At 40.6% G+C, this 18,742-nt stretch carries 24 protein-coding genes and 1 riboswitch; of the genes, 6 read left to right on the top strand and 18 right to left on the bottom strand.

The annotated features are described in order from the left end of the window. Nucleotides 1-251 precede the first annotated feature (251 nt). The 7 genes from AC3WLU_RS01980 to AC3WLU_RS01950 form a co-directional block, all read right to left on the bottom strand. Complete coding sequence (locus AC3WLU_RS01980) at nucleotides 252-1,598, bottom strand: DUF3238 domain-containing protein (RefSeq protein ID WP_492596714.1); 1,347 nt, start codon at nucleotides 1,596-1,598, stop codon at nucleotides 252-254. A gap of 135 nt (nucleotides 1,599-1,733) precedes the next feature. After that, nucleotides 1,734-2,240 carry a KGG domain-containing protein gene (locus tag AC3WLU_RS01975; protein ID WP_377435469.1) on the bottom strand — a complete coding sequence of 169 codons (507 nt, stop codon included), beginning with the start codon at nucleotides 2,238-2,240 and terminating at the stop codon, nucleotides 1,734-1,736. 164 nt (nucleotides 2,241-2,404) lie between these two features. Continuing rightward, nucleotides 2,405-2,614 (bottom strand): KGG domain-containing protein, encoded by a 210-nt coding sequence (locus tag AC3WLU_RS01970; RefSeq protein WP_034309762.1) that lies wholly within the window; start codon nucleotides 2,612-2,614, stop codon nucleotides 2,405-2,407. A gap of 156 nt (nucleotides 2,615-2,770) precedes the next feature. Then, nucleotides 2,771-2,926 (bottom strand): YvrJ family protein, encoded by a 156-nt coding sequence (locus tag AC3WLU_RS01965; protein ID WP_034309764.1) that lies wholly within the window; start codon nucleotides 2,924-2,926, stop codon nucleotides 2,771-2,773. A gap of 41 nt (nucleotides 2,927-2,967) precedes the next feature. Then, entirely contained in the window at nucleotides 2,968-3,186 is a 219-nt protein-coding gene (locus AC3WLU_RS01960) for a DUF2922 domain-containing protein (protein WP_053536155.1), read from the bottom strand. Nucleotides 3,187-3,229: 43 nt separating this feature from the next. Then, nucleotides 3,230-3,448: a DUF1659 domain-containing protein gene (locus AC3WLU_RS01955; protein WP_492596713.1), complete on the bottom strand. Its 219-nt coding sequence runs from the start codon at nucleotides 3,446-3,448 to the stop codon at nucleotides 3,230-3,232. 145 nt (nucleotides 3,449-3,593) lie between these two features. Next, nucleotides 3,594-3,875 (bottom strand): DUF2798 domain-containing protein, encoded by a 282-nt coding sequence (locus tag AC3WLU_RS01950; RefSeq protein ID WP_063575294.1) that lies wholly within the window; start codon nucleotides 3,873-3,875, stop codon nucleotides 3,594-3,596. Between the two features lie 129 nt (nucleotides 3,876-4,004). On the opposite strand from AC3WLU_RS01950, the gene AC3WLU_RS01945 reads away from it, so the two are divergent. Continuing rightward, nucleotides 4,005-4,868, top strand: coding sequence for a LysR family transcriptional regulator (locus tag AC3WLU_RS01945; protein ID WP_492596712.1), 864 nt, complete (start codon nucleotides 4,005-4,007; stop codon nucleotides 4,866-4,868). A gap of 145 nt (nucleotides 4,869-5,013) precedes the next feature. Continuing rightward, the gene (locus tag AC3WLU_RS01940; protein WP_492596711.1) at nucleotides 5,014-5,667 is read left to right on the top strand and encodes a hypothetical protein; all 654 of its coding nucleotides are present in this window, start codon (nucleotides 5,014-5,016) and stop codon (nucleotides 5,665-5,667) included. 43 nt (nucleotides 5,668-5,710) lie between these two features. Here AC3WLU_RS01940 and AC3WLU_RS01935 read toward each other — a convergent pair whose 3' ends face one another. The 4 genes from AC3WLU_RS01935 to AC3WLU_RS01920 form a co-directional block, all read right to left on the bottom strand. Beyond that, nucleotides 5,711-5,965, bottom strand: a complete 255-nt coding sequence (locus tag AC3WLU_RS01935) for a sigma-G-dependent sporulation-specific acid-soluble spore protein CsgA (protein WP_492596710.1) — start codon at nucleotides 5,963-5,965, stop codon at nucleotides 5,711-5,713. Between the two features lie 108 nt (nucleotides 5,966-6,073). After that, nucleotides 6,074-6,271 carry a helix-turn-helix transcriptional regulator gene (locus AC3WLU_RS01930; protein ID WP_034309784.1) on the bottom strand — a complete coding sequence of 66 codons (198 nt, stop codon included), beginning with the start codon at nucleotides 6,269-6,271 and terminating at the stop codon, nucleotides 6,074-6,076. Nucleotides 6,272-6,299: 28 nt separating this feature from the next. After that, nucleotides 6,300-6,791 carry a DUF6773 family protein gene (locus AC3WLU_RS01925; RefSeq protein ID WP_492596709.1) on the bottom strand — a complete coding sequence of 164 codons (492 nt, stop codon included), beginning with the start codon at nucleotides 6,789-6,791 and terminating at the stop codon, nucleotides 6,300-6,302. A gap of 286 nt (nucleotides 6,792-7,077) precedes the next feature. Next, entirely contained in the window at nucleotides 7,078-7,647 is a 570-nt protein-coding gene (locus AC3WLU_RS01920; RefSeq protein ID WP_492596708.1) for a dihydrofolate reductase family protein, read from the bottom strand. 207 nt (nucleotides 7,648-7,854) lie between these two features. On the opposite strand from AC3WLU_RS01920, the gene AC3WLU_RS01915 reads away from it, so the two are divergent. Next, nucleotides 7,855-8,781 carry an NAD(P)-dependent alcohol dehydrogenase gene (locus AC3WLU_RS01915; protein WP_492596707.1) on the top strand — a complete coding sequence of 309 codons (927 nt, stop codon included), beginning with the start codon at nucleotides 7,855-7,857 and terminating at the stop codon, nucleotides 8,779-8,781. Nucleotides 8,782-9,699: 918 nt separating this feature from the next. After that, nucleotides 9,700-9,803, top strand: a riboswitch (purine riboswitch). Nucleotides 9,804-9,981: 178 nt separating this feature from the next. Further along, nucleotides 9,982-10,851 carry a 5'-methylthioadenosine/S-adenosylhomocysteine nucleosidase gene (locus AC3WLU_RS01910; RefSeq protein WP_492596706.1) on the top strand — a complete coding sequence of 290 codons (870 nt, stop codon included), beginning with the start codon at nucleotides 9,982-9,984 and terminating at the stop codon, nucleotides 10,849-10,851. A 110-nt stretch (nucleotides 10,852-10,961) separates the two neighbouring features. On the opposite strand, the gene AC3WLU_RS01905 is transcribed toward AC3WLU_RS01910, so the two are convergent. The 3 genes from AC3WLU_RS01905 to AC3WLU_RS01895 form a co-directional block, all read right to left on the bottom strand. Beyond that, nucleotides 10,962-11,333, bottom strand: a complete 372-nt coding sequence (locus tag AC3WLU_RS01905) for a hypothetical protein (RefSeq protein ID WP_063575287.1) — start codon at nucleotides 11,331-11,333, stop codon at nucleotides 10,962-10,964. A 160-nt stretch (nucleotides 11,334-11,493) separates the two neighbouring features. Next, a complete protein-coding gene (locus AC3WLU_RS01900) occupies nucleotides 11,494-12,219 on the bottom strand; it encodes a ZIP family metal transporter (protein ID WP_187049978.1) in 726 nt (241 codons plus the stop codon). A 164-nt stretch (nucleotides 12,220-12,383) separates the two neighbouring features. Then, nucleotides 12,384-12,722, bottom strand: coding sequence for a hypothetical protein (locus AC3WLU_RS01895; protein ID WP_048687716.1), 339 nt, complete (start codon nucleotides 12,720-12,722; stop codon nucleotides 12,384-12,386). A 205-nt stretch (nucleotides 12,723-12,927) separates the two neighbouring features. Here AC3WLU_RS01895 and AC3WLU_RS01890 point away from each other — a divergent pair, with 205 nt between their 5' ends. Both AC3WLU_RS01890 and AC3WLU_RS01885 read left to right on the top strand, forming a co-directional pair. Next, on the top strand, nucleotides 12,928-13,422 hold the full coding sequence (locus AC3WLU_RS01890) for a L,D-transpeptidase family protein (protein WP_492596811.1): 495 nt from the start codon (nucleotides 12,928-12,930) through the stop codon (nucleotides 13,420-13,422). Nucleotides 13,423-13,941: 519 nt separating this feature from the next. After that, entirely contained in the window at nucleotides 13,942-14,493 is a 552-nt protein-coding gene (locus AC3WLU_RS01885; protein WP_369315511.1) for an SMI1/KNR4 family protein, read from the top strand. Nucleotides 14,494-14,542: 49 nt separating this feature from the next. Here the strand turns inward: AC3WLU_RS01885 and AC3WLU_RS01880 are convergent, their stop codons facing one another. From AC3WLU_RS01880 to AC3WLU_RS01865, 4 genes are all read right to left on the bottom strand, one after another. Then, complete coding sequence (locus tag AC3WLU_RS01880; RefSeq protein WP_492596705.1) at nucleotides 14,543-14,743, bottom strand: hypothetical protein; 201 nt, start codon at nucleotides 14,741-14,743, stop codon at nucleotides 14,543-14,545. A 227-nt stretch (nucleotides 14,744-14,970) separates the two neighbouring features. Continuing rightward, nucleotides 14,971-16,572 (bottom strand): sodium:solute symporter family protein, encoded by a 1,602-nt coding sequence (locus AC3WLU_RS01875; protein WP_440438392.1) that lies wholly within the window; start codon nucleotides 16,570-16,572, stop codon nucleotides 14,971-14,973. Beyond that, a complete protein-coding gene (locus tag AC3WLU_RS01870; RefSeq protein ID WP_153246165.1) occupies nucleotides 16,573-16,713 on the bottom strand; it encodes a hypothetical protein in 141 nt (46 codons plus the stop codon). A 101-nt stretch (nucleotides 16,714-16,814) separates the two neighbouring features. Then, nucleotides 16,815-18,572: a sigma-54 interaction domain-containing protein gene (locus tag AC3WLU_RS01865; protein WP_492596704.1), complete on the bottom strand. Its 1,758-nt coding sequence runs from the start codon at nucleotides 18,570-18,572 to the stop codon at nucleotides 16,815-16,817. Between the last annotated feature and the right edge of the window lie 170 nt (nucleotides 18,573-18,742).

Raw genomic sequence — 18,742 nt, 5'->3', positions numbered from 1 at the left:
TTACCGAAAATTCACTAATAATTGCAAATAACTTAATAGCTGCTACTCTGGTCTAGCAGGTTTCAAGCAAAAAGGTATACGGATAGTCATACAAGGATTACCACATTTATAATGACTTAATCTTGTTTCACATCTTCTCATAGATTTGGAACAGGTATTTTAACGGGACTATAAAAAAATCAATGCTTTCCTATAACAAAGGCTAATAAACAAAAAAAAGGACGATAAGCGCTCTTGGCTTTTCGTCCTTTTCATTGTGTGAATGTGGAGTATCTCCATAAATGATTGGCCGTAGGGTGCGCCATCATTTCGAGCCCTTTGTTTTCCGCTAGGTGCAGCGGTTTCCAGTTTTGGTCATCTGCCTCCTTTAGGTAGACTTCGTGATGCGGGGCCTGATCATGATAGCCGGCGATATTGATTTCACCATTTCGGTAAAAGGTCCCGATCACTTTATAATCCACGGCAGGTGAAATGATGATCGGATTGCCTACAGAGTGTGTCAGCTGGATTGTCGTTTTCTCATGATTGGATACTACGCGCTTCACTATAACACCTTCATCCGAGGCCACTCCCTCCTCAAGGAAATCCCCATCATGGTTGTAAGCCTCACTTTTCCCGACCGCTTTGGAAAATTCAATCTCGGCTTCCCTTTCCTTTTCGTGAATGAACACATCGACCCTAGTCCGGAAACGGGATGATTCAGGATCAAACCCGCGGTTGTCTCCTTTAAAATAGGGAACCTTTGAGGCCAGATTGGGGTTTTTCAGCCACTCTTCCGGTAAAAAAGTGGAATAGCGCAGCTGCCAATTTCTTTTCCTTTTACCATCCACATCGTTTTCAACTGACTGCAAAAGCTGTTTTACAGGTCCTATTTTTTTAGTATTCGTTATTTCCTCGATCGCCGCCTTTGCTTGGGATGAACCTTTTTTTACGGTTCCGACAATACTAGCTACAAGGGATTTCACGGCAAAGGACTCCTGCTCCGAGCGCGGAAGGGGCCGCTTCGCTTTAATGGTATATGTGTATTCCTGATCTTCACTAATACTCCGATCATTGAAGGAACATCCGCTCACTTTCCCAATATCCACGCCGTTTCGATAAATCGTATATTCTTTTATTCCCTTGATGGGCTCCCATTCCAGGCTGGCTTGGCCTTTTACGACAATTGTGGTGAATACCAAATCAAAAAGGATATTATCCTCTTTTTTATTTTCGGCGGTCGTTGATGTCTGTATTTTCATCCTGTTCACTGCCTGTTCTTTTTCATTCAAGCTATCTATCGTGTACGTATAGATGGTTCCTGGAGCAAGACCCCGATCTGCAATCTTCGGCTCCGAGCCGCTGTAAATCAGCTCTCGCCCCCTGAATACCCGATAGTAACCACCTTCATCAGGCCAAATAAGCTTGATGGAATCCTCTTTCCGTTCAATTTTGCACATCAATGAAGACGTTTTGAATACCGCTTGATGCTTCCTCTTATTGGAAACCAGATAAGCAATTCCCGCAAGACCAAGAGCAAGCAATGAATGCCGTGCAGTGAATGTAACACCGCCTACTTTTAAACGGGGAAATGAATAATGGGCAATCAACTTCTTCATCACCTCTTCTTTTCTAGGTGTTATTCTTTACCCACTTTAATCCCTGAGCACACTTTGCGATGTGCTGTGCTGGCATAAAAAAACCGAGGGAATGTTTACTCCCTCGGTCATGTATAAGTTTCACTGGATCATATTTTAACGGCGGCTTTTTTCCCCGCCTTTGCGTCCTGCTTCTTCACGGCTCATTTTTCCATCATCGGAATCATCACGTTGATTGCCCCGTGCCTCTCCGCCTTTTTCGCCGATTTCCTGATAGAATTCCTTGCCATGACTTTCGGAAGTGGCTTCTCCGCCTTTTTTACCAATCTCTTGATAGAATTCCTTATCATGATTTTCGGATGTCGCTTCTCCGCCTTTTTGGCCAATCTCTTGATAGAATTCCTTATCATGATTTTCGGATGTCGCTTCTCCGCCTTTTTGGCCAATCTCTTGGTAGAATTCCTTATCATGATTTTCGGAGGTTGCTTCTCCGCCTTTTTGGCCAATCTCTTGATAGAATTCCTTATCATGATTTTCGGAAGTGGCCTCTCCGCCTTTTTGGCCAATCTCTTGATAGAATTCCTTATCATGATTCTTCGCTGTTGTTTCTCCACCTTTACGTCCTGCTTCTTCACGACTCATTTTCTCATTGTTGTTAGCCATTAAAAATTCCTCCTTATTATTTGGATTTTCCATGTACTAGCTACATATGTCATGTACCCGCTTGAACAGCCATAAAACTAGATTTAGCTATAAACTTCAGATCGTTTTTTTTAGCGGCGGCTTTTTTTTCCCGCCATTAAGTCCTGCTTTTTCCTGCTCATTTTTCAATCATCGGAATCACGTTGATCGGCTCTAGCCTCTCCGCCTTTTTTGCCGATTTCCTGATAGAATTCCTTATCATGATTTTCGGAAGTGGCCTCTCCGCCTTTTTGACCAATCTCTTGGAAAAATTCCTTATCATGATTTTTTGCTGTAGCTTCCCCGCCTTTGCGGCCAGCTTCTTCCCTGCTCATTTTTTCATTGTTGTTAGCCATTAAAATTCCTCCTTATTATTTGGATTTTTGATGAACTAGCTACAGTTTTATGTATACCCGATAGTTTTGATATAAAACTAGAATCTATTAAAACTTTTCCATTTTAAAAGGAAAAGCCTCATGGATGCTATCACCCATGAGGCTCCCCGCTTATCCTTAACCTGACTTCGGAATCCCTTCTCGCAGGCGTTCTGGCAGCTCTACAAGGGTTTCATTCAAAGTATCCAATTTCGTTTCAATCCTATGAAGCAAATAAAGGGTAACAATGATCGGGAACCCAATATCACTGACAAACGGCAGGATTTGATCCACTTTTTCCACCTCTCTTCCTGGGTGACCAACAAAACCCGTTCTTAGATGAGTTCCACTTCCTCGACATTCCGCTCAACAAGGCGTGCCGCTTTCAAATCGACGAAATCCCCTGAAGATGTAACGAACACGTTCCCCGCAATGATTTTTTCCATTGCCAATTTAACCGTATTCACTTCGACCGGCTCCTTCGGATTATCAACGGAAATCGTCGCTGACTTGCCTTCCTCTGTAACGAAAATCAATTCCAGTACTTTAGCCATTTCCAATCACCTCCCCCGCTTCCGGCATCTTTCCAAATAACGATCAGCCAATCAATGAATACATATCCACACGGGTCACTTCACCCATTGGATAATTCTGCACACTTGTGATTGCTTCAGCCGTCGAAAACAATTGATCCGCCGTCGCCTCGACCTTGATGTTCGAAAAGGTCCTCCGCTTGAAAACGAGAGCCCCTTTATCATTTAACCCCGTCTCAAAATCGATCCGCAACGTACTTGAAACTGGAATTTGTTTTGCCATGCCACTCACCCCCTTTCACACTCTATATAAACTTTTACAGGATGAAAGTAGCATGATCTTGAAATTTTGCAGGGAAACGCAAAAAAGGCTCCCCATCATTTGGGCAGCACTAAAATCGGGAAATCCTTTTAATTATCTACTGTCATTATCCATTGTCTTCTTCTCTCACTAATAAATCCTTCTCAATCATGAGCGGTTTTTCTACAAAATTAATTCTTCTCATTATTTGTTGTATGACTCTCGGAAAGAAGTAAGCTCCAAAGAAAGCACAAATAAAAGCCTGTGACCAAGTTTTTAACCATGCAGATAAGAATTGATGATCATACCCCCTATTTATTGAGACTAATATGAATGAAATAAAAAAGGACATACAAAAAGCCATTAAACATGCATAAATAATATTTCTGTATTTAACGTTAATCTTCATTATTTTTCTGCTTCAACTCCATGATTTAATTTTAGATTCCAACTATATTTTATTTCTTCCATTTACATTAGTAAAACCAATTTTTATAATAGTTCTATTAGAATTACTAATGCAAAGGGGTCAGTGCGGTTGAATTCGTATTATGCTTTTATCAAAACCATAGAAACAGGCAGTTTTACAAAAGCGGCTGAAGAACTTGGCTATACGCAGTCCGCCATTAGCCAGATGGTCCATTCATTAGAGGAAGAGCTTTCCACCACTCTTATCTTACGTTCTCGAAAGGGTATTACACTGACACCAGATGGCGAGGAATTTTTGCCATATATCAGGAAGATTTGCAACTCACATAGGGAACTGACTGAAAAGCATAAAGAGATGGAAGGACTGCAAAGCGGCCTTATTCGTATTGGCACCTTTTCCAGTGTTACATGTCATTGGATACCAGGATTGATCAAGGATTTTAAGGAACTTTATCCAACTGTACATTTCCAATTACATCAGGGAAATTATACGGAAATCTCGAACTGGATTAAAGAAGGCAGCGTAGACTTTGGGTTTGTGAATTCAAATGTTTCGGATTTAACTACGATTCCCTTGCAAAAAGATGAGATGGTGGCTGTGATGCCAGTAGATCACCCTTTAACATCATCCACAGAAGTCTCCTTGGAGGAATTGCTAAAAGATCCTTATATTCTGTTGGATGAGGGAGTGATCCATGAACCATTAATGGTTTTTAAACAGTTCGATTTTGAACCTGATACACAATACCGGGTATATGACCCTTATGCGATTATGTCCATGATTGAACACGGGCTTGGCATTTCGATTTTACCGAAACTGCTCTTACATAAATGTCCCTATAATATTGTAACGAAAAGCATCTCTCCTTCTATTATCCGAACCATTACTTTGGCGTATAAGGATAAAAGGGTATTGCCAATAGCCAGCAGGTATTTTATTGACTTTATCATCGAGAGGTATAGGGAAATCTAACGTTTTGCCTTTATCTTATTTTCCCTTTACATTCTTTTTTTATTACGGACATTCCCGATGCGTAGTTAAATTGCAGTTGCCTTTAAATGGCATGTCATGTTCGGCTTTTCTGGGAAATAATAATCTCGAAAGGAAGTGGATGTTGATGTCATTAGAATGGTTTGACAGAGTAAGCGGGGAATTGCAGGATCATCTTAAATCAATTTGTGAGAAATACGATCGCAATGGCAGTATGATCGTGGAGCGCGGGTCTAAGCATCCACGCATCGAGTTTTATACAGAGCTGGAAGACGATGAGCGGGATTATTTTTCCTCGCTGTTTTTTGATCCGTATAATGAAGAATTTTATATGGAATCGTTCGATCCGGATTTAGGGCAGATCAGCAAAGTCATTCTTTCGGATATTGAGGATATCATCGATGCTGTCCATGAGAGCTTCCATAACTATTTGGAAGAAGATGATGATGATTACGATTATGCATATGAAATGGATATGGATGATGATAATGATGATTTGTATGATCCTGACGGCGAAAATTCCGATATATACGAAATCGATGTAGATTGGGAAACGCCTGAAGTGACTGCCTATATCCAGGATAATGAAGTGGAGGTCACCTACCAGTTCGGTATCGTTCAGGAGACGGGTGATGGTGTGCTGAAACGGATCAATCGGATTCGGACAGCGGATGATGACCTGATAAAGGATGAAACGAATTTCATTTTCAGCAAGGAAGAAGCAAGCACGATCATCGCCATGATAGCCAGTCATATGGATTCACTTAGTGAAATGGAATAAAACCAACAAAACCTTGTCCATGATCATCATGGACAAGGTTTCATCATATAATGATCAGTTCATATACCTCTGATAATTGCGTGACCCGTTCCGAATCTCTCGCTTCCTTTGCATGCTTGATTTCCTGAGGAAGAATATGGTTAAGGAGACTGGCCTCTTTACCGGATAGCTTATTGACGAGTTCTTCTTCCGAATGAAAGTGTCCGCTTTTGATTTTATTATATATTTCCTGCGCTTCAGGATATTGGTCCGTATAGTTAGACAATATCTCACGTAAGTAACCAATCGTACGATCCATCAAACCATCCCTCTCGAATGTTAGATTTTTGCTTACATGCTATACCTTCCCCCATTTTTTGATGATAAATTCCTGAAAAAAAAGATATCCAAGTCAATGGATACCCAATTAGTCTTCCTCCCAAAACAAATCATCCAATGTACGGGATAATGCTTTACAAATTCCTACACATAAACTTAATGAGGGATTATACTTTCCGGATTCAATCAATCCTATCGTTTGCCTGGATACGCCGACAATCTTGGCCAGTTCTTCTTGTGACAAGTCCTTTTCTACTCTCGCAAGCTTCAGTTTTATATTTTTCAAGGGACAGCACCTACTATTTCTTATTATCTTAGCTATTTTTCATTCCGATTTTCTTCGCCAGCAAGTATATACCGCCAAAAAACAGAAGTAAAATCGGCAAATAGATCATGACGGATACAAACGATACCAATACAAAATACCATACGCCCTGGGAACTGCCATCGGCATAGGATACAGCACTATTCACGCCCATGAATATAGCGATGATAAGTGCTAAAGCAACCGCCCCAAGAACCGTCTTCCTGCTCATCGGTGTTTTGCTGTTGCGGTCATGCATCTCCACCTCATCCCAGAATACACCTAAGAAAATGGAACGAGCTAAGTAATACAGCCCCCCTCCAACAAGGATCGCGAATTCCAGATATAACTCCCCGCTGCCTGCACCATATTTATATAATTTGAAAAGTGCACTTGCCAGGCAAATGACCAAGATGACATAGAACATTTCTTTATAAATCTTATTTCTTACATTCTCAATCCGCTCATCCGTGATCTTTTTCGTTCGTTTAAATAGATTCATCTTTAATCGACCTCCATTTAATTCCATCGCTTACCCTTATTATATGATTCATTTTACTTTTTGCAACATATATATTACATTTTATAATTTATAAATTGCATTATGTATAAAAAAAGGGACCCACACATCAAGTATGGATACCTATTTATGGCTTTACTCGTAAGTTTTGGGGATTTACTCGTGAATTCTAAGCATTTACTCGTCAGTTTTTGGGTTTTACTCGTGAATTTCAACGTTTTACTCGTGAATTCATCATTTTACAAGTATATTTCATCATGCTTAACAATTACTCTTCACTAAGATGATAGCAAAGTTGGACAACGCCAGAGGAAAAGCTTTTTGTATTAACCAGTGTTAGGTTCAATCTCTCCTTTATGTCAATAAACAAAGGTTTTCCTTCCCCTAAAATAACAGGGTGAACAGATAACCTGAATTCATCAACCAGCCCCAATCTTATAAAAGATGTAATAAGACTTGACCCTCCATAAAGCCAGATGTCTTTACCAGGTTTATTCTTTATTTTATTTACTTCTTCAACAATATCATCATTTATGATTGTTACGTTATTATCAGTGGTTTTTTTCGTTTTAGAAAACATGAATTTTTGTTTGCCATGAACGATATTCCACATTTCTTTTTCAGTATCGGATACCTCATCTTCTGGCGTATATTGCCCCCATAAATCATAGCTTTTCCTTCCATAAAAAATAGTATCAATTTGATTCAAGAAATCAATGAACCCCATTTCAGAGTCCATAATGCACCAGTCGATTTCTCCTTTCGGCCCTTCAATAAATCCATCTAATGTAACTGCTAAATCTAAAATTATTCTTCTTGGTCTTTCGTTAATGGTCATACTTTAATCTCCTTTTGCCGTTTCTCAGCAAAGCCAAAGGTTTCGCGGCTTTATCCGAATGAACGTACTCTTATTACCTCAGGGAATTCCCATGAATAATCACTGCTTTTCAACATTTCATCAGAAGTTACTTCAGTTACGTTAGTTTTATCTTACAGCTTCTATCATAGTATTAAAAGATTGTATCTAAAACTAAGGAGACTTGCGATGAAAGCAATGGTATGCACGAAATACGGTTCACCCGATGTACTGGAACTCAAAGAGGTAGTAAAGCCAACCCCAAAGGACAACGAAATACTGGTAAAGGTTCACGCGGCAACAGTGGCTTCTGGGGACGTAAGAGTCCGGAGTTTCAATAGCCCTTTCTTATTATGGCTGCCGATGCGAATCTTCCTGGGTCTTAGAAAACCGCGAAAACCGATACTCGGAGTGGAGTTGTCCGGGGAGATAAAAGACACGGGGAGGAATGTGACAAAATTCAAAAAAGGCGACCGGATTTTTGCCATGACTGGAATGAATTTCGGGGCCCATGCCGAATACACATGCTTACCTGAAGACGGGCCAATCGCAATGAAGCCTGCCAATATGACCTATGAAGAAGCTGCCGCCGTTTCTTTTGGCGGAACGACAGCTCTGCATTTTTTCAGAAAAGCCAATATCCAGGACGGACAAAAAGTCCTCATCTATGGCGCATCCGGTTCGGTGGGCACTTCCGCGGTACAGCTGGCCAAATACTTTGGAACAGAGGTTACCGGAGTATGCAGTGCCGCTAATTTTGAATTGGTGAAATCATTGGGAGCCGATAAAGTAATTGATTATATGGAAGAGGATTTTTCGGAAAGACAAGAGCAATATGATATCATCTTTGATGCAGTCGGGAAAAGTTCGAAAGCCACATGCAAAAAAGCACTAACCCCGAACGGGCGATACGTGTCCGTTGAAGGACAGGGAATAGCAAAGGTACTTACGGAAGACTTACTACTCCTCAAGGAGCTAATCGAAACTGAAAAAATAAAAGCGGTCATTGATAAGCGATACCCGCTGGAACAGATTCCCGAAGCTCACAAATACGTAGAGCTAGGACATAAAAAAGGAAATGTCGTGATAACTTTGGTTGATCATGATAGCCCCTGACAAATCAGAAATCTGCTCCCTTTCCGCCGACTGTCTGCCAAGCCTCCTCGACGCAAGCGTGTCTGTGGGGTCTCGGCAAGCCAGTTTTTCGGCAGGAGTGTCGCAAATTTCTTCCATCCATTGAGGATTACAAGAAGAAAACATGAAGGATAAACTAGTCTAAACATAATTGAGACTAGCCTACAGTTTTTCCAAGAAAACATTCCAGTTGATTTCAGAGATCCGCTCCCTTTCCGCCGACTGTCTGCCAAGCCTCCGCGGCGCATGCGCCTGTGGGGTCTTGGCTAGCCAGTTATTCGGCAGGAGTGTCGCAAATCTCTTCCATCCTTTAAGGGATTACAGAAAAAAACTTAAAGGATAATCTAGTCATAAACATAATTCGGGATGAGACTAGCCTACAGTTTTTCCAAGATAACATTTCAGATTATTGCAGAAACCCGTTCCCTTTCCACCGACTGTCTGCCGAGCTCACCATAGCATGCGCCTGTGGGGTCTTGGCTAACCGTTATTCAGCAGGTGTGTCGCAAATCTCTTCAACCCTTTAAGGAATACTGAAAAAAACTATGAAGAGTAATCTAGTTTACCTTTAAAATTTTGGCTCTGGGCGAGAGCAATTCGGAACTCCTTTTACCGGAAAGTTGATGGACCGCCAGACCCTACAATATTTCTTAAAAAAGAAGTTTCAGTGATTGGAACGTAAGGTACGAGACTCCTGCGGGAAAAGCGTGACCAATGGAGACCCCGCAGGCGCAAGCCGAGGAGGCTCCACGACCGCCCGCGGAAAGCGAGTGCCTGGAGTGGAAATCAACGTTTTTACGGACCACTCCCCCTAAATCACGAACATTAAATAATACTTTTTATTTAATGTTCACCTTTTCGTTTGATTATCTAGCATTTGTTTGTTATATTAGCAAAGTAATAATCATACATATCATTACTCGTATATGCTCGGAAATATGGTCTGAGCGTTTCTACCTGGTTCCCAGTTAAAGAACTAGACTACGAGTTAAAGTATTCGGCCGCCCGCTTTTTGAGCAGCTAATGATTTAGCAATCGCTTCACTTTTGCTTGATTATCTATACTTTGACTATCGTAGGTCTAGAAGGCAGCATTCATTCTGCCGTTCTGGACCTTTTTCTTTGACCACAACTGCGAGTGTTTCAAACAATTGGATAATTTGTTTTTAAGGAGAGAAAAAACATGTTAAAAAAGTACACTCTATTAGGAATCATTACTTTACTTTTCGTGTCGGTGATTGCAGCTTGCAGTTCCACTTCCAAAAATGAAACGGTCGAAAAAAAGACTCAAAGGCCGATCATGATTCAAGGTCCAATGCCAATCGAAGCTGAAAATTTCGCTAAAAAGCTAGAAAATGTTAAAGAAGAAAAATCAGGGGATTTTGTATTTTACATTGGAACTTTAGACAATTATCCTGTAATCGTTGCAAAAACAGGTAAAGGGATGGAAAATACGGCTGCCGCTACAGCATTGGCCATTGAAAGATATAACCCTATTGCCATCATCAATCAAGGGACATCAGGCGGACATGATCCAAGCTTAAACGTTTTTGATATTGTTTTAGGAAAAAGAACGGTAAACCTAGGTTCATTAAAAACGGCCGATAAAACTGAAAACGAAGGAATCGATCCGACCGTTTGGAAACCAATGGATCTAATGGCTTCTGAAGGAAGTGCAGGAGAAGATCCTAATGCTGAAAAACCACGCTTCTACGAAGGAGATAAGGATTTACTTGCAGCTGCTCATGCAGTTAAAGATACTTACACAAAAGGTAAGGTTGTCGATGGTACTATCGGTTCTGCAGACGTTTGGAATAATGAAGTGGATCGAATTAAGTGGTTCCATACGAAATATGGTACATCTGTTGAAGAAATGGAAGGAGCTTCGGCAGCACAAATCGCCAAAGCTTACGATGTGCCCTTCCTAGGTATACGAGTGCTATCCAATAATAAAGTGAATGGCGGTAAATATAACCCTAATACAGCAGCAGCCAATCAAGAATATGTGTATGAAGTAGTCAAAAAATATATTTCTTCGATGCCAAGCAAATAAGATCGGGCTCGGAGCATATAGAATTAGGATCTTTTTGGTCAACTATCCCTATAATGAAAAAAAAGAAGAGCACATAATATGTGCTCTTCTTTTTTTCGCGGGTGCCCTAATTAGCTGACTATTGATTCTTCCTCCTTGCAAAAGGTTAAGCTGAGGCTATTCAACGTGTAAAGTCTAGCGGTGAAAATGAATAAATCGCTGTAGTTATTTTCAACGTACTCTTCAATGATTGCCATCCCTTTTCTGAATCTATCAACTAATAAGTGCGTATAGTTTTCATCCCAGGTAAACCGGTTGATCCGTTTAAGTTCATCGGCCAATACTTGAAACTTAAACTCCTCAACAAGAAGCTTCAATTGATACAATTTATCTTTATTTAAACAAAAGCAATTATTTTCATTTTCATGATTTTCCCGGACGAATGTAATGAAACCATTTAAATTATCAGCTAACATATTCGCTATTTGCATCTCGAAGTTCATTTCCAACAGCTCCTCAATGTCTAAAATCTATATGAAGAGTGTATGATTTGAAATGATATTTTAACACCAACAATTCTTTTTCGAGATAGATTCCTTGTACATTTCCTTCTATGATAGAATTCACAAAAAAAATTGCCCCCTTCCTTCCAAGGGGACAATCTTACATCGAATCCAGAATTAAAGAGATAAGCAGGCCCGCAGCGGTGAATATGCCCGTGATCGGCCCTCCGTCTTCATATGCTTCAGGCATCATCGTTGAGGCGATCATGGCGATGATTCCCCCTCCCGCAAAGGCTGCCATCGCTGCCAGGACATAGTCCGGGGCATGATCGAGGAATACATAGCCCGACATCGAGGAAAGTGCCGAAATGATCAGGACGGAAAACCACAGCAGCATGATTTTCTTCTTGGAGTAATCACTTTTGAGCAGACCTGTCGTACTTGAAAGCCCCTCCGGAATATTACTGATGAAGATGGCAATGACCAATAGCCAGCTTACCGAGCCGCCGCTTATTAAGCTTGCGCCAATCATGATCGACTCCGGTATGGCATCCATCACCGTCCCGATGAAAATGGCTAGGCCCGCTTCCTTCGAAGAGCTATTATTGGACCGTTTCCTTTTATCCGCACCTTTTTTGGAAATAAGAAAATCCAAGGCAGTAAACACGGCTGCCCCTGCTATGAATCCGATCCCCGTCGCCCAGATTCCTCCATCACTCACCGAATCAGCAAGCAGCTCATATGCCGCGGCACCAATCAATACACCCGTACCAAAGGCCATAATATAGCCAATGATGTTTTTCTTTATCGGAATGAGGATGGCGGCAAGTGCGCCAAGCAGGACGGCAGAACCCGATACCCCTCCCCAAAAGACCGCATTCCACATAGAATCCCCCCATTTCCTTTTTATAGGATAGTGTACCCGGGTTGATGTTGGGGTAAACAAGGGACGCATTTGGCAATTCCAGCAAAAAAAAGCAGGTATATTCGCTGCCTAGTTTTTGGGTATAGAATAGTAGAGTACTTATGAGTATCCTGCCCTTCGCTACCCTATATGACTGATATTTGCGGTTTTCCTTCTTCTCTTTCACTAACCTTTTCGATTTTATCGACAAACATTTGAAAAACCTTTCTCTTTTCTTCCAGCTCTTTTATCGACTCTTTCAATTCGTTCAATTTTTGTTCAAAAGGTTTATGATAGAGCTCGCGGATGTTTCGAATAATTTCATCATTTATAGTGGATTGCACAACTTGTTTAGTAATATTGAATTTATAGGAATAAACCTGAAGTTCACGCTTAACTTCTTCATACTCTTTTTCTATCCCATTTAACACATCACTGATTTCTTCATTCCATTCTACTAAAGCCTTTTTCACATGTTCCTCCACCCTTATTCCCCCTCTTTAACTAACAAAAAATCCATCTCGCTAAAAACTTATTTTATCAAAAGAACATTTCGGTTTCTTTTCGGCTTAGTTACTTAACATATAAGTTTTATTAAAAACAGATAACAGCTTACAACGGGTTATGAAACACTTTTGAAAAATCACATAGAATGGAACATGACAAATATGACCTATGGAGGTGTTCAGACTGATTCATACAGTTAAACCAGGTGAAACACTGACACAGATATCCAGGGACTATCGTACACCACTATCTGAAATCATCGCTGCTAACCCGACCATAAATCCAAATGTCATTAATCCTGGCCAACCCATCATGATCCCTGGTTTTCCTCCTGCTGATACCATTCCATTTCAGATCGATGTGTCCGTTAACAATCGTAAGCTAAGGCTGCTAAAAAATGGAGTATTGCAAAAGCAATACCCGATCGCCGTTGGAAGAATGCTGTTCGGTACACCAGTAGGACAGTTCATCATTATCAATAAAGCCCCCAATCCCGGAGGTCCATTCGGTACAATGTGGATGAGTCTATCCAAAGAACACTACGGCATTCATGGAACGAACGATCCCAGCTCAATTGGTAAAGCCGACTCAAAAGGCTGTATTCGCATGCATAATCGGGACGTGGAGGAATTATCAAGGATTGTTCCAATCGGGACACCGGTTACGATTCATCCTTAATGGATGATTAATAACTCTGGAGGTTTTTTATCAGAGGTTGGTAGGAACGTATCATGAAGATAATGTGGAGACTGAAGAGGGCAGCCTGACGTCGGCTGTTCTTTTTTGTTTTGATTTTAAAAAACCGCTCCCTAAAAAGTAATTATTTTACAATTAAATTTTGCATGATATTATTAATAATTAAGTAGGCAAGAGCAAGAAAAGATAATATATAAGGAGTCAAAAATAGTTACTGGTGTTCTAGTAGTCATCATTCTTCTTGGGTCAGCGGGAATGACATTCTATAAATACGCTCCAACTGAAGGAAAAACAACTACTGAAACCATTGAATGATTTTACTTTTGATTTCTGTTTCAATAAAGCATGTTCCACATCGAAATGATATACATCATGAATCGCCATTAAACTGCGGCGGAACAAATTCGATGTCTAATTTATTTCCATTGCCAAGATGACTCCATCAACAAACAGTAACTCTGGCGGGCTTCATATTAATTAATAATGGAGGGGATTAGTGAATTGAGTCATTTCGTGCATAACACCCTATCTGGACTTAAAAAGTTGTTGGATAACAAAAATCGAATGAAGGCAATAACACACGAAGGTGAAGTTGGTATAGTTTCTTGTTCTTTTAATGCTCCAATACAAACAACTGAAATTGAAATGTTTGAAAGGGAAAATAACATCAAGCTTCCTGAAGACTATAAGGCATTCTTAACACTCCATAATGGGGCAAGAATATATGAATTGATCGATGATGAAGACGATATTAACATAGGGGGCGGCCTCCATTTATTTAGTTTAGATGAAGTAAAGGAAGCTCAAGAACTTGAGTTAATGGAGGGACTTGGGATTCCTATTGGGCATTTATTGGGTGATTGTTATCTCATATTAGATACAGAAAAACTAAAGGTTGGGGATCCAAATTACCTTAATATTTTGGAGTTTACAGAACTTGCATCTCCAAATCTTAATTTCGAAATTTTCTTAGACCGCTATGTTATTTCACAAGGCGTAGTGTTTTGGGACTGGCCCATTTACACAGCTGAAAACTACTATGAGACCAGGTAAATAAACAAAAAGAGCGATTGCTAATTAAATGCAGTCGCTCTTTTTAATATTATTTCGATTCGAATTCAAGTATCACTGTTTGTTTATTGTTGTTTTTGTTTGTTTGATAAATAACGTCTGCGGGATCTTTTAGTTCAGATTCTTCTTTAGATGTCTTTCCTTTAGATGCCTTTACATTCGATTGAGAAGAACAACCAATTACCATTAAGCCAGCAAGTAAAATTAAAATGAAAGCATATATTCTAATCATGTATGCAGCTCCTTATTTGTTTACTCAAAGTATAACATGGTAATATATTACTTTTGTGTCTCGTTTGATAAAAAGGAGATAAATATTGAAATCCACTCTTTCAACACAATATTAATTTAGTTGAAAGACTGACATAAACAAATCATTTGGTTTTCATGAGGCGAGTGAAAATAGTCATAGTCATAGTTTCAGAAAAAAATGACAGGGGGTTCCCCCTGCCATCTCATTCAATTCATATTGATCGGCCAATAATAAAACACCAGTGTAACCATGATGATCATGACGCCGCTAATCATTAAATAGGCTGGATATCTGCGGGTGATGTTCATTTCTTTTTGCTCGTCTATTTCAATCGGGGTTTGAAGGATATTTGCATGAAATTCCCTTTCTTCGATCGTGATCGTTCCATACTTGGAGCCAATAATGAGTGCGCCTATGCTTAAGATCAAACCAATGATGACAGAATTGAGGTAAACGGGAAGGCTTATTCCGAACATGCCAAGGCTTTCTCCGAGAATCACGCCAAAGAAGCCGAATACGATGCTCCAAAATGCGCCTTCCTTCGTTACCTTCTTTGAGAATACGCTTGATATGGCAATCGGTCCCCATGATGCCGCAAATAGTGTAGCCGCAAAGTAGCCAATCCACATGACGGCAGGCGGCTGGAACAATCCAATCAATAGAATGATCAAGCTGATCACAACCATGGAAATGCGGCTGGCCCGTAATAGATGATGATCTGTGTATTCCTTTTTACGCGATTGTTCCATGATATCCCGTGTAATGCTGCTTCCTATAATCTGCAGGAAGCTCGAACAGGATGATAATGCGGCAGCCATGATGCCGCTGACGATGATGACTCCAAGCCATGTCGGGACAATATTCATCGCTGCCCAAATGAATACCTTTTCCGTCGGGGCGATATCCGCTTTAATGGTGGTGATTGTCGATATGCTGATATGAAGAAATAAATAGACGGTCAAAATGGATATCGTTGCCCAAACGCCGGCCCGGATGGCTACATGTTCATTTCTGGCCATTAAATATCGGCTGCTTTGCCATGGACTCACGGCAATGACAATGCCCCAGACCAAGCCCATGATGACGGCCCAGGCCAATGCTTCCCAAGGAGTGCCCATCGTTGCGGCAGGTCCGGTAATGCCATGCCAGCTTAATAAATCAGGTCGTTCAGCCAGGTTTGCCGCTTTCGTAACGGCATCAGGAAACCCGCCTGCGGATTTGATGATATAAGGAAAACTAAGATACGTTGCGATCGAGAATAAAAAGAACATCACCGTATCATTGACCATGACGCCCTTCGCTCCTGAGAGAATGGTGAAGGATGAATACACGACCCACATGATCACGAGAGCCATTGGATAGGAAACACCAGAAACCTCGGCCAATAAAACGGCTGCCCCTTGAGTAACGGCAACCAAGTATGCAGCGATTCCGAGAATCGTCGTGATCGCAGCCGCCAGCCTTACCTTTTTAGAATGAAAGCGGTTACCAAAAAATTCAGGAACGGTCAATGATTTGCTTCTTCTTAAATACCTGCCAAACAGGAACACTCCGAATATATAGCCGCTTGCATTAAAAATAACGAGGATAAGCAGCAGGATCGGATACCCTTCATAGGAAAATCCCGCTTCTCCCATGAAAGATACCGTACTTAGGAAAGAGGCAACAAGCGTACCCGTAATCATCAATGTGTTTCCGCTTCGTCCAGAAACATAGTACTCCTCTGAGCTTTTCACTTTCCTGAATAAAAAGATGCCAATCGAGACGTACACACAAAAGGAAATAATGATACCAAGGAGAAAGGCCACTTACATCCCCACCTTTTCAATCGGATCTTTTGCTTTTATTTCTTCTTGATTTCTTTTCATTCTTACTAGGAAAACCTTCGTGATCCACCCCATGACAATTAAGGAACCCCCATAGCTTAAAGAGAAAATCAGCTCACCCATTTCTTGACCCCCTTATCAAAATAGAAATAATCAATCATTAAATATGCAATATCCATACCAAGTTTTTGAATATTCAGATTTTATCAGGGGTTAATTTATTATTAATCGTCCTGATAGCTAAATTGGTATTTGCCCAGTTTGCGCATGATCGTCGTTTGGCTGACCCCCAGGGCCTTGGCCATTTTTCTGGTTGATTTATAGGTGGAAAGGGCCTGTGACAATAATTGCTTTTCCGTTTCCTCTAATGCTTTTTTCAAGGGAATGATTCCTGTTAAATTGACCAGCGCCGTATCTTTGTAGGTTAAATCGGATGGCAAATCCTCTATCGTTACGATAGGCTTTCTAGCCGTGACGACGATTTGTTCAATTACATTTTCCAACTCCCGAACATTACCCGGGTAATCCTGCAGCTGCAGAATTAACTTGGAATGATCATCGATCGTGATGGATTGACCGTATTTTTCATTGAATTTCTTCAGAAAATAATCGGTTAATAATAAGATATCTTCTTTCCGCTCACGCAGCTGCGGTATTTCCATTGGAACGACATGCAGCCGGTAATATAGATCTTCGCGGAACTGATTATTCTTGATCATTTGCTTCAAGTCTTTATTCGTGGCGGAGATGATGCGAATATTCACCTTTTTCTCCTTCGTTCCACCCACCTTCATGAATGTTCTGTCCTGGACCAGATGGAGGATTTTCACTTGAATGTCGAGCGGCATTTCCCCGATTTCATCAAGAAACAACGTGCCTCCATCAGCACTCTCAACAAGCCCCTTTTTCCCATGCTTATTAGCTCCCGTAAATGCACCGCTTTCGTAGCCAAACAGCTCGGACTCAATTAAAGCCGATGGAATCGCGCCGCAATTCACTTGAATGAAATTCTTATCCTTTCTGCTGCTGAGATCATGAATGACCCTTGCTAAAACCCCTTTTCCGACTCCTGTTTCTCCATGGATGAAGATCGAGGAATCCATCGGGGCGACTTTTTCAGCTAATTCCAAAACCTTTATCATCTTATCCGAATTTGTAATGAAGTTATTGAATGAAACGGTTCTCGAATTTTCATGCTGGGTCCGCTGGTTCCTAAGGTTCACCCTGTTCAATTGACTTTTCATCTCAACCAATTCCGTGATGTCCCTGGAATTCGAAACAATTCTATATAAGTTCCCCTCCTCATCAAAAATCGGCTTTGCTGTGCAGAATACAGTCACTCCATGCGGATAGGTTTGCTCCGCCGAATGGATCGCTTTCGTTTTCATCGTTTTTAATGTAACCGAATTGACGATCAGTCCCTTTTCAACCAACTCATTTATGTTCTTATTAATAAAGGCCTCCGGCGGCAGCCCTGTAAGCTTCTTGCACGCCTCACTCACGAATAACGTGTTTCCGTTCGCATCTGTCACGAAAATTTCATCATAGCTGGAATCCAGGATTTGCGTAAGCTCCTTTACCTTCTTTCTTGTCACCTCCAGCTCTTTCTGCAGTGATTCATTTAGACTGATTAAGCTCCTCATCTTCTTTTTAAGCAGCATTTCCCTAACTTCAGAGCTCGGATGGCAGCTATATTGATTATCGCCATGTTGAATTACAAAATCATAGGTGCTTATCTCCTCTTCACTTAGCTTATCTAGATCATCAACGACGACAAACGATGAATTAAGATAAGCCGTGATTTCCTGATTTTGACCATCGCTATCCAATCTCTTCAAAAAGAAACCTTCCTCCAATATGCCGAGGATCTCCAAGTGATTTTTCATGACAATAAAAGGCGAAGAATTAATTTTCAATAATGCTTTCACATCCAAAATAGAAATATCGGAAAATACAATTAGTGATTCCTTTTTTACTTCCATCACATCACCCCATATTTTAATTACGAACCGATTTTGTTACACTTTTTGATACGAAAAGAAATAAGTTTCATTTTCATAAGCGACGAATGTCTATATATCAACAAATTCAGAATTGAACCTTTTATGAATCACCACTTTTCAAAAAAGGTTCAGTTATCTATCTATAAAAT

It is taken from the genome of Peribacillus sp. FW305-BF15 (assembly GCF_058783805.1).
The sequence above is the reverse complement of the archived record's forward strand: the minus strand, read 5'-3'. Positions and strand labels throughout refer to the sequence as shown.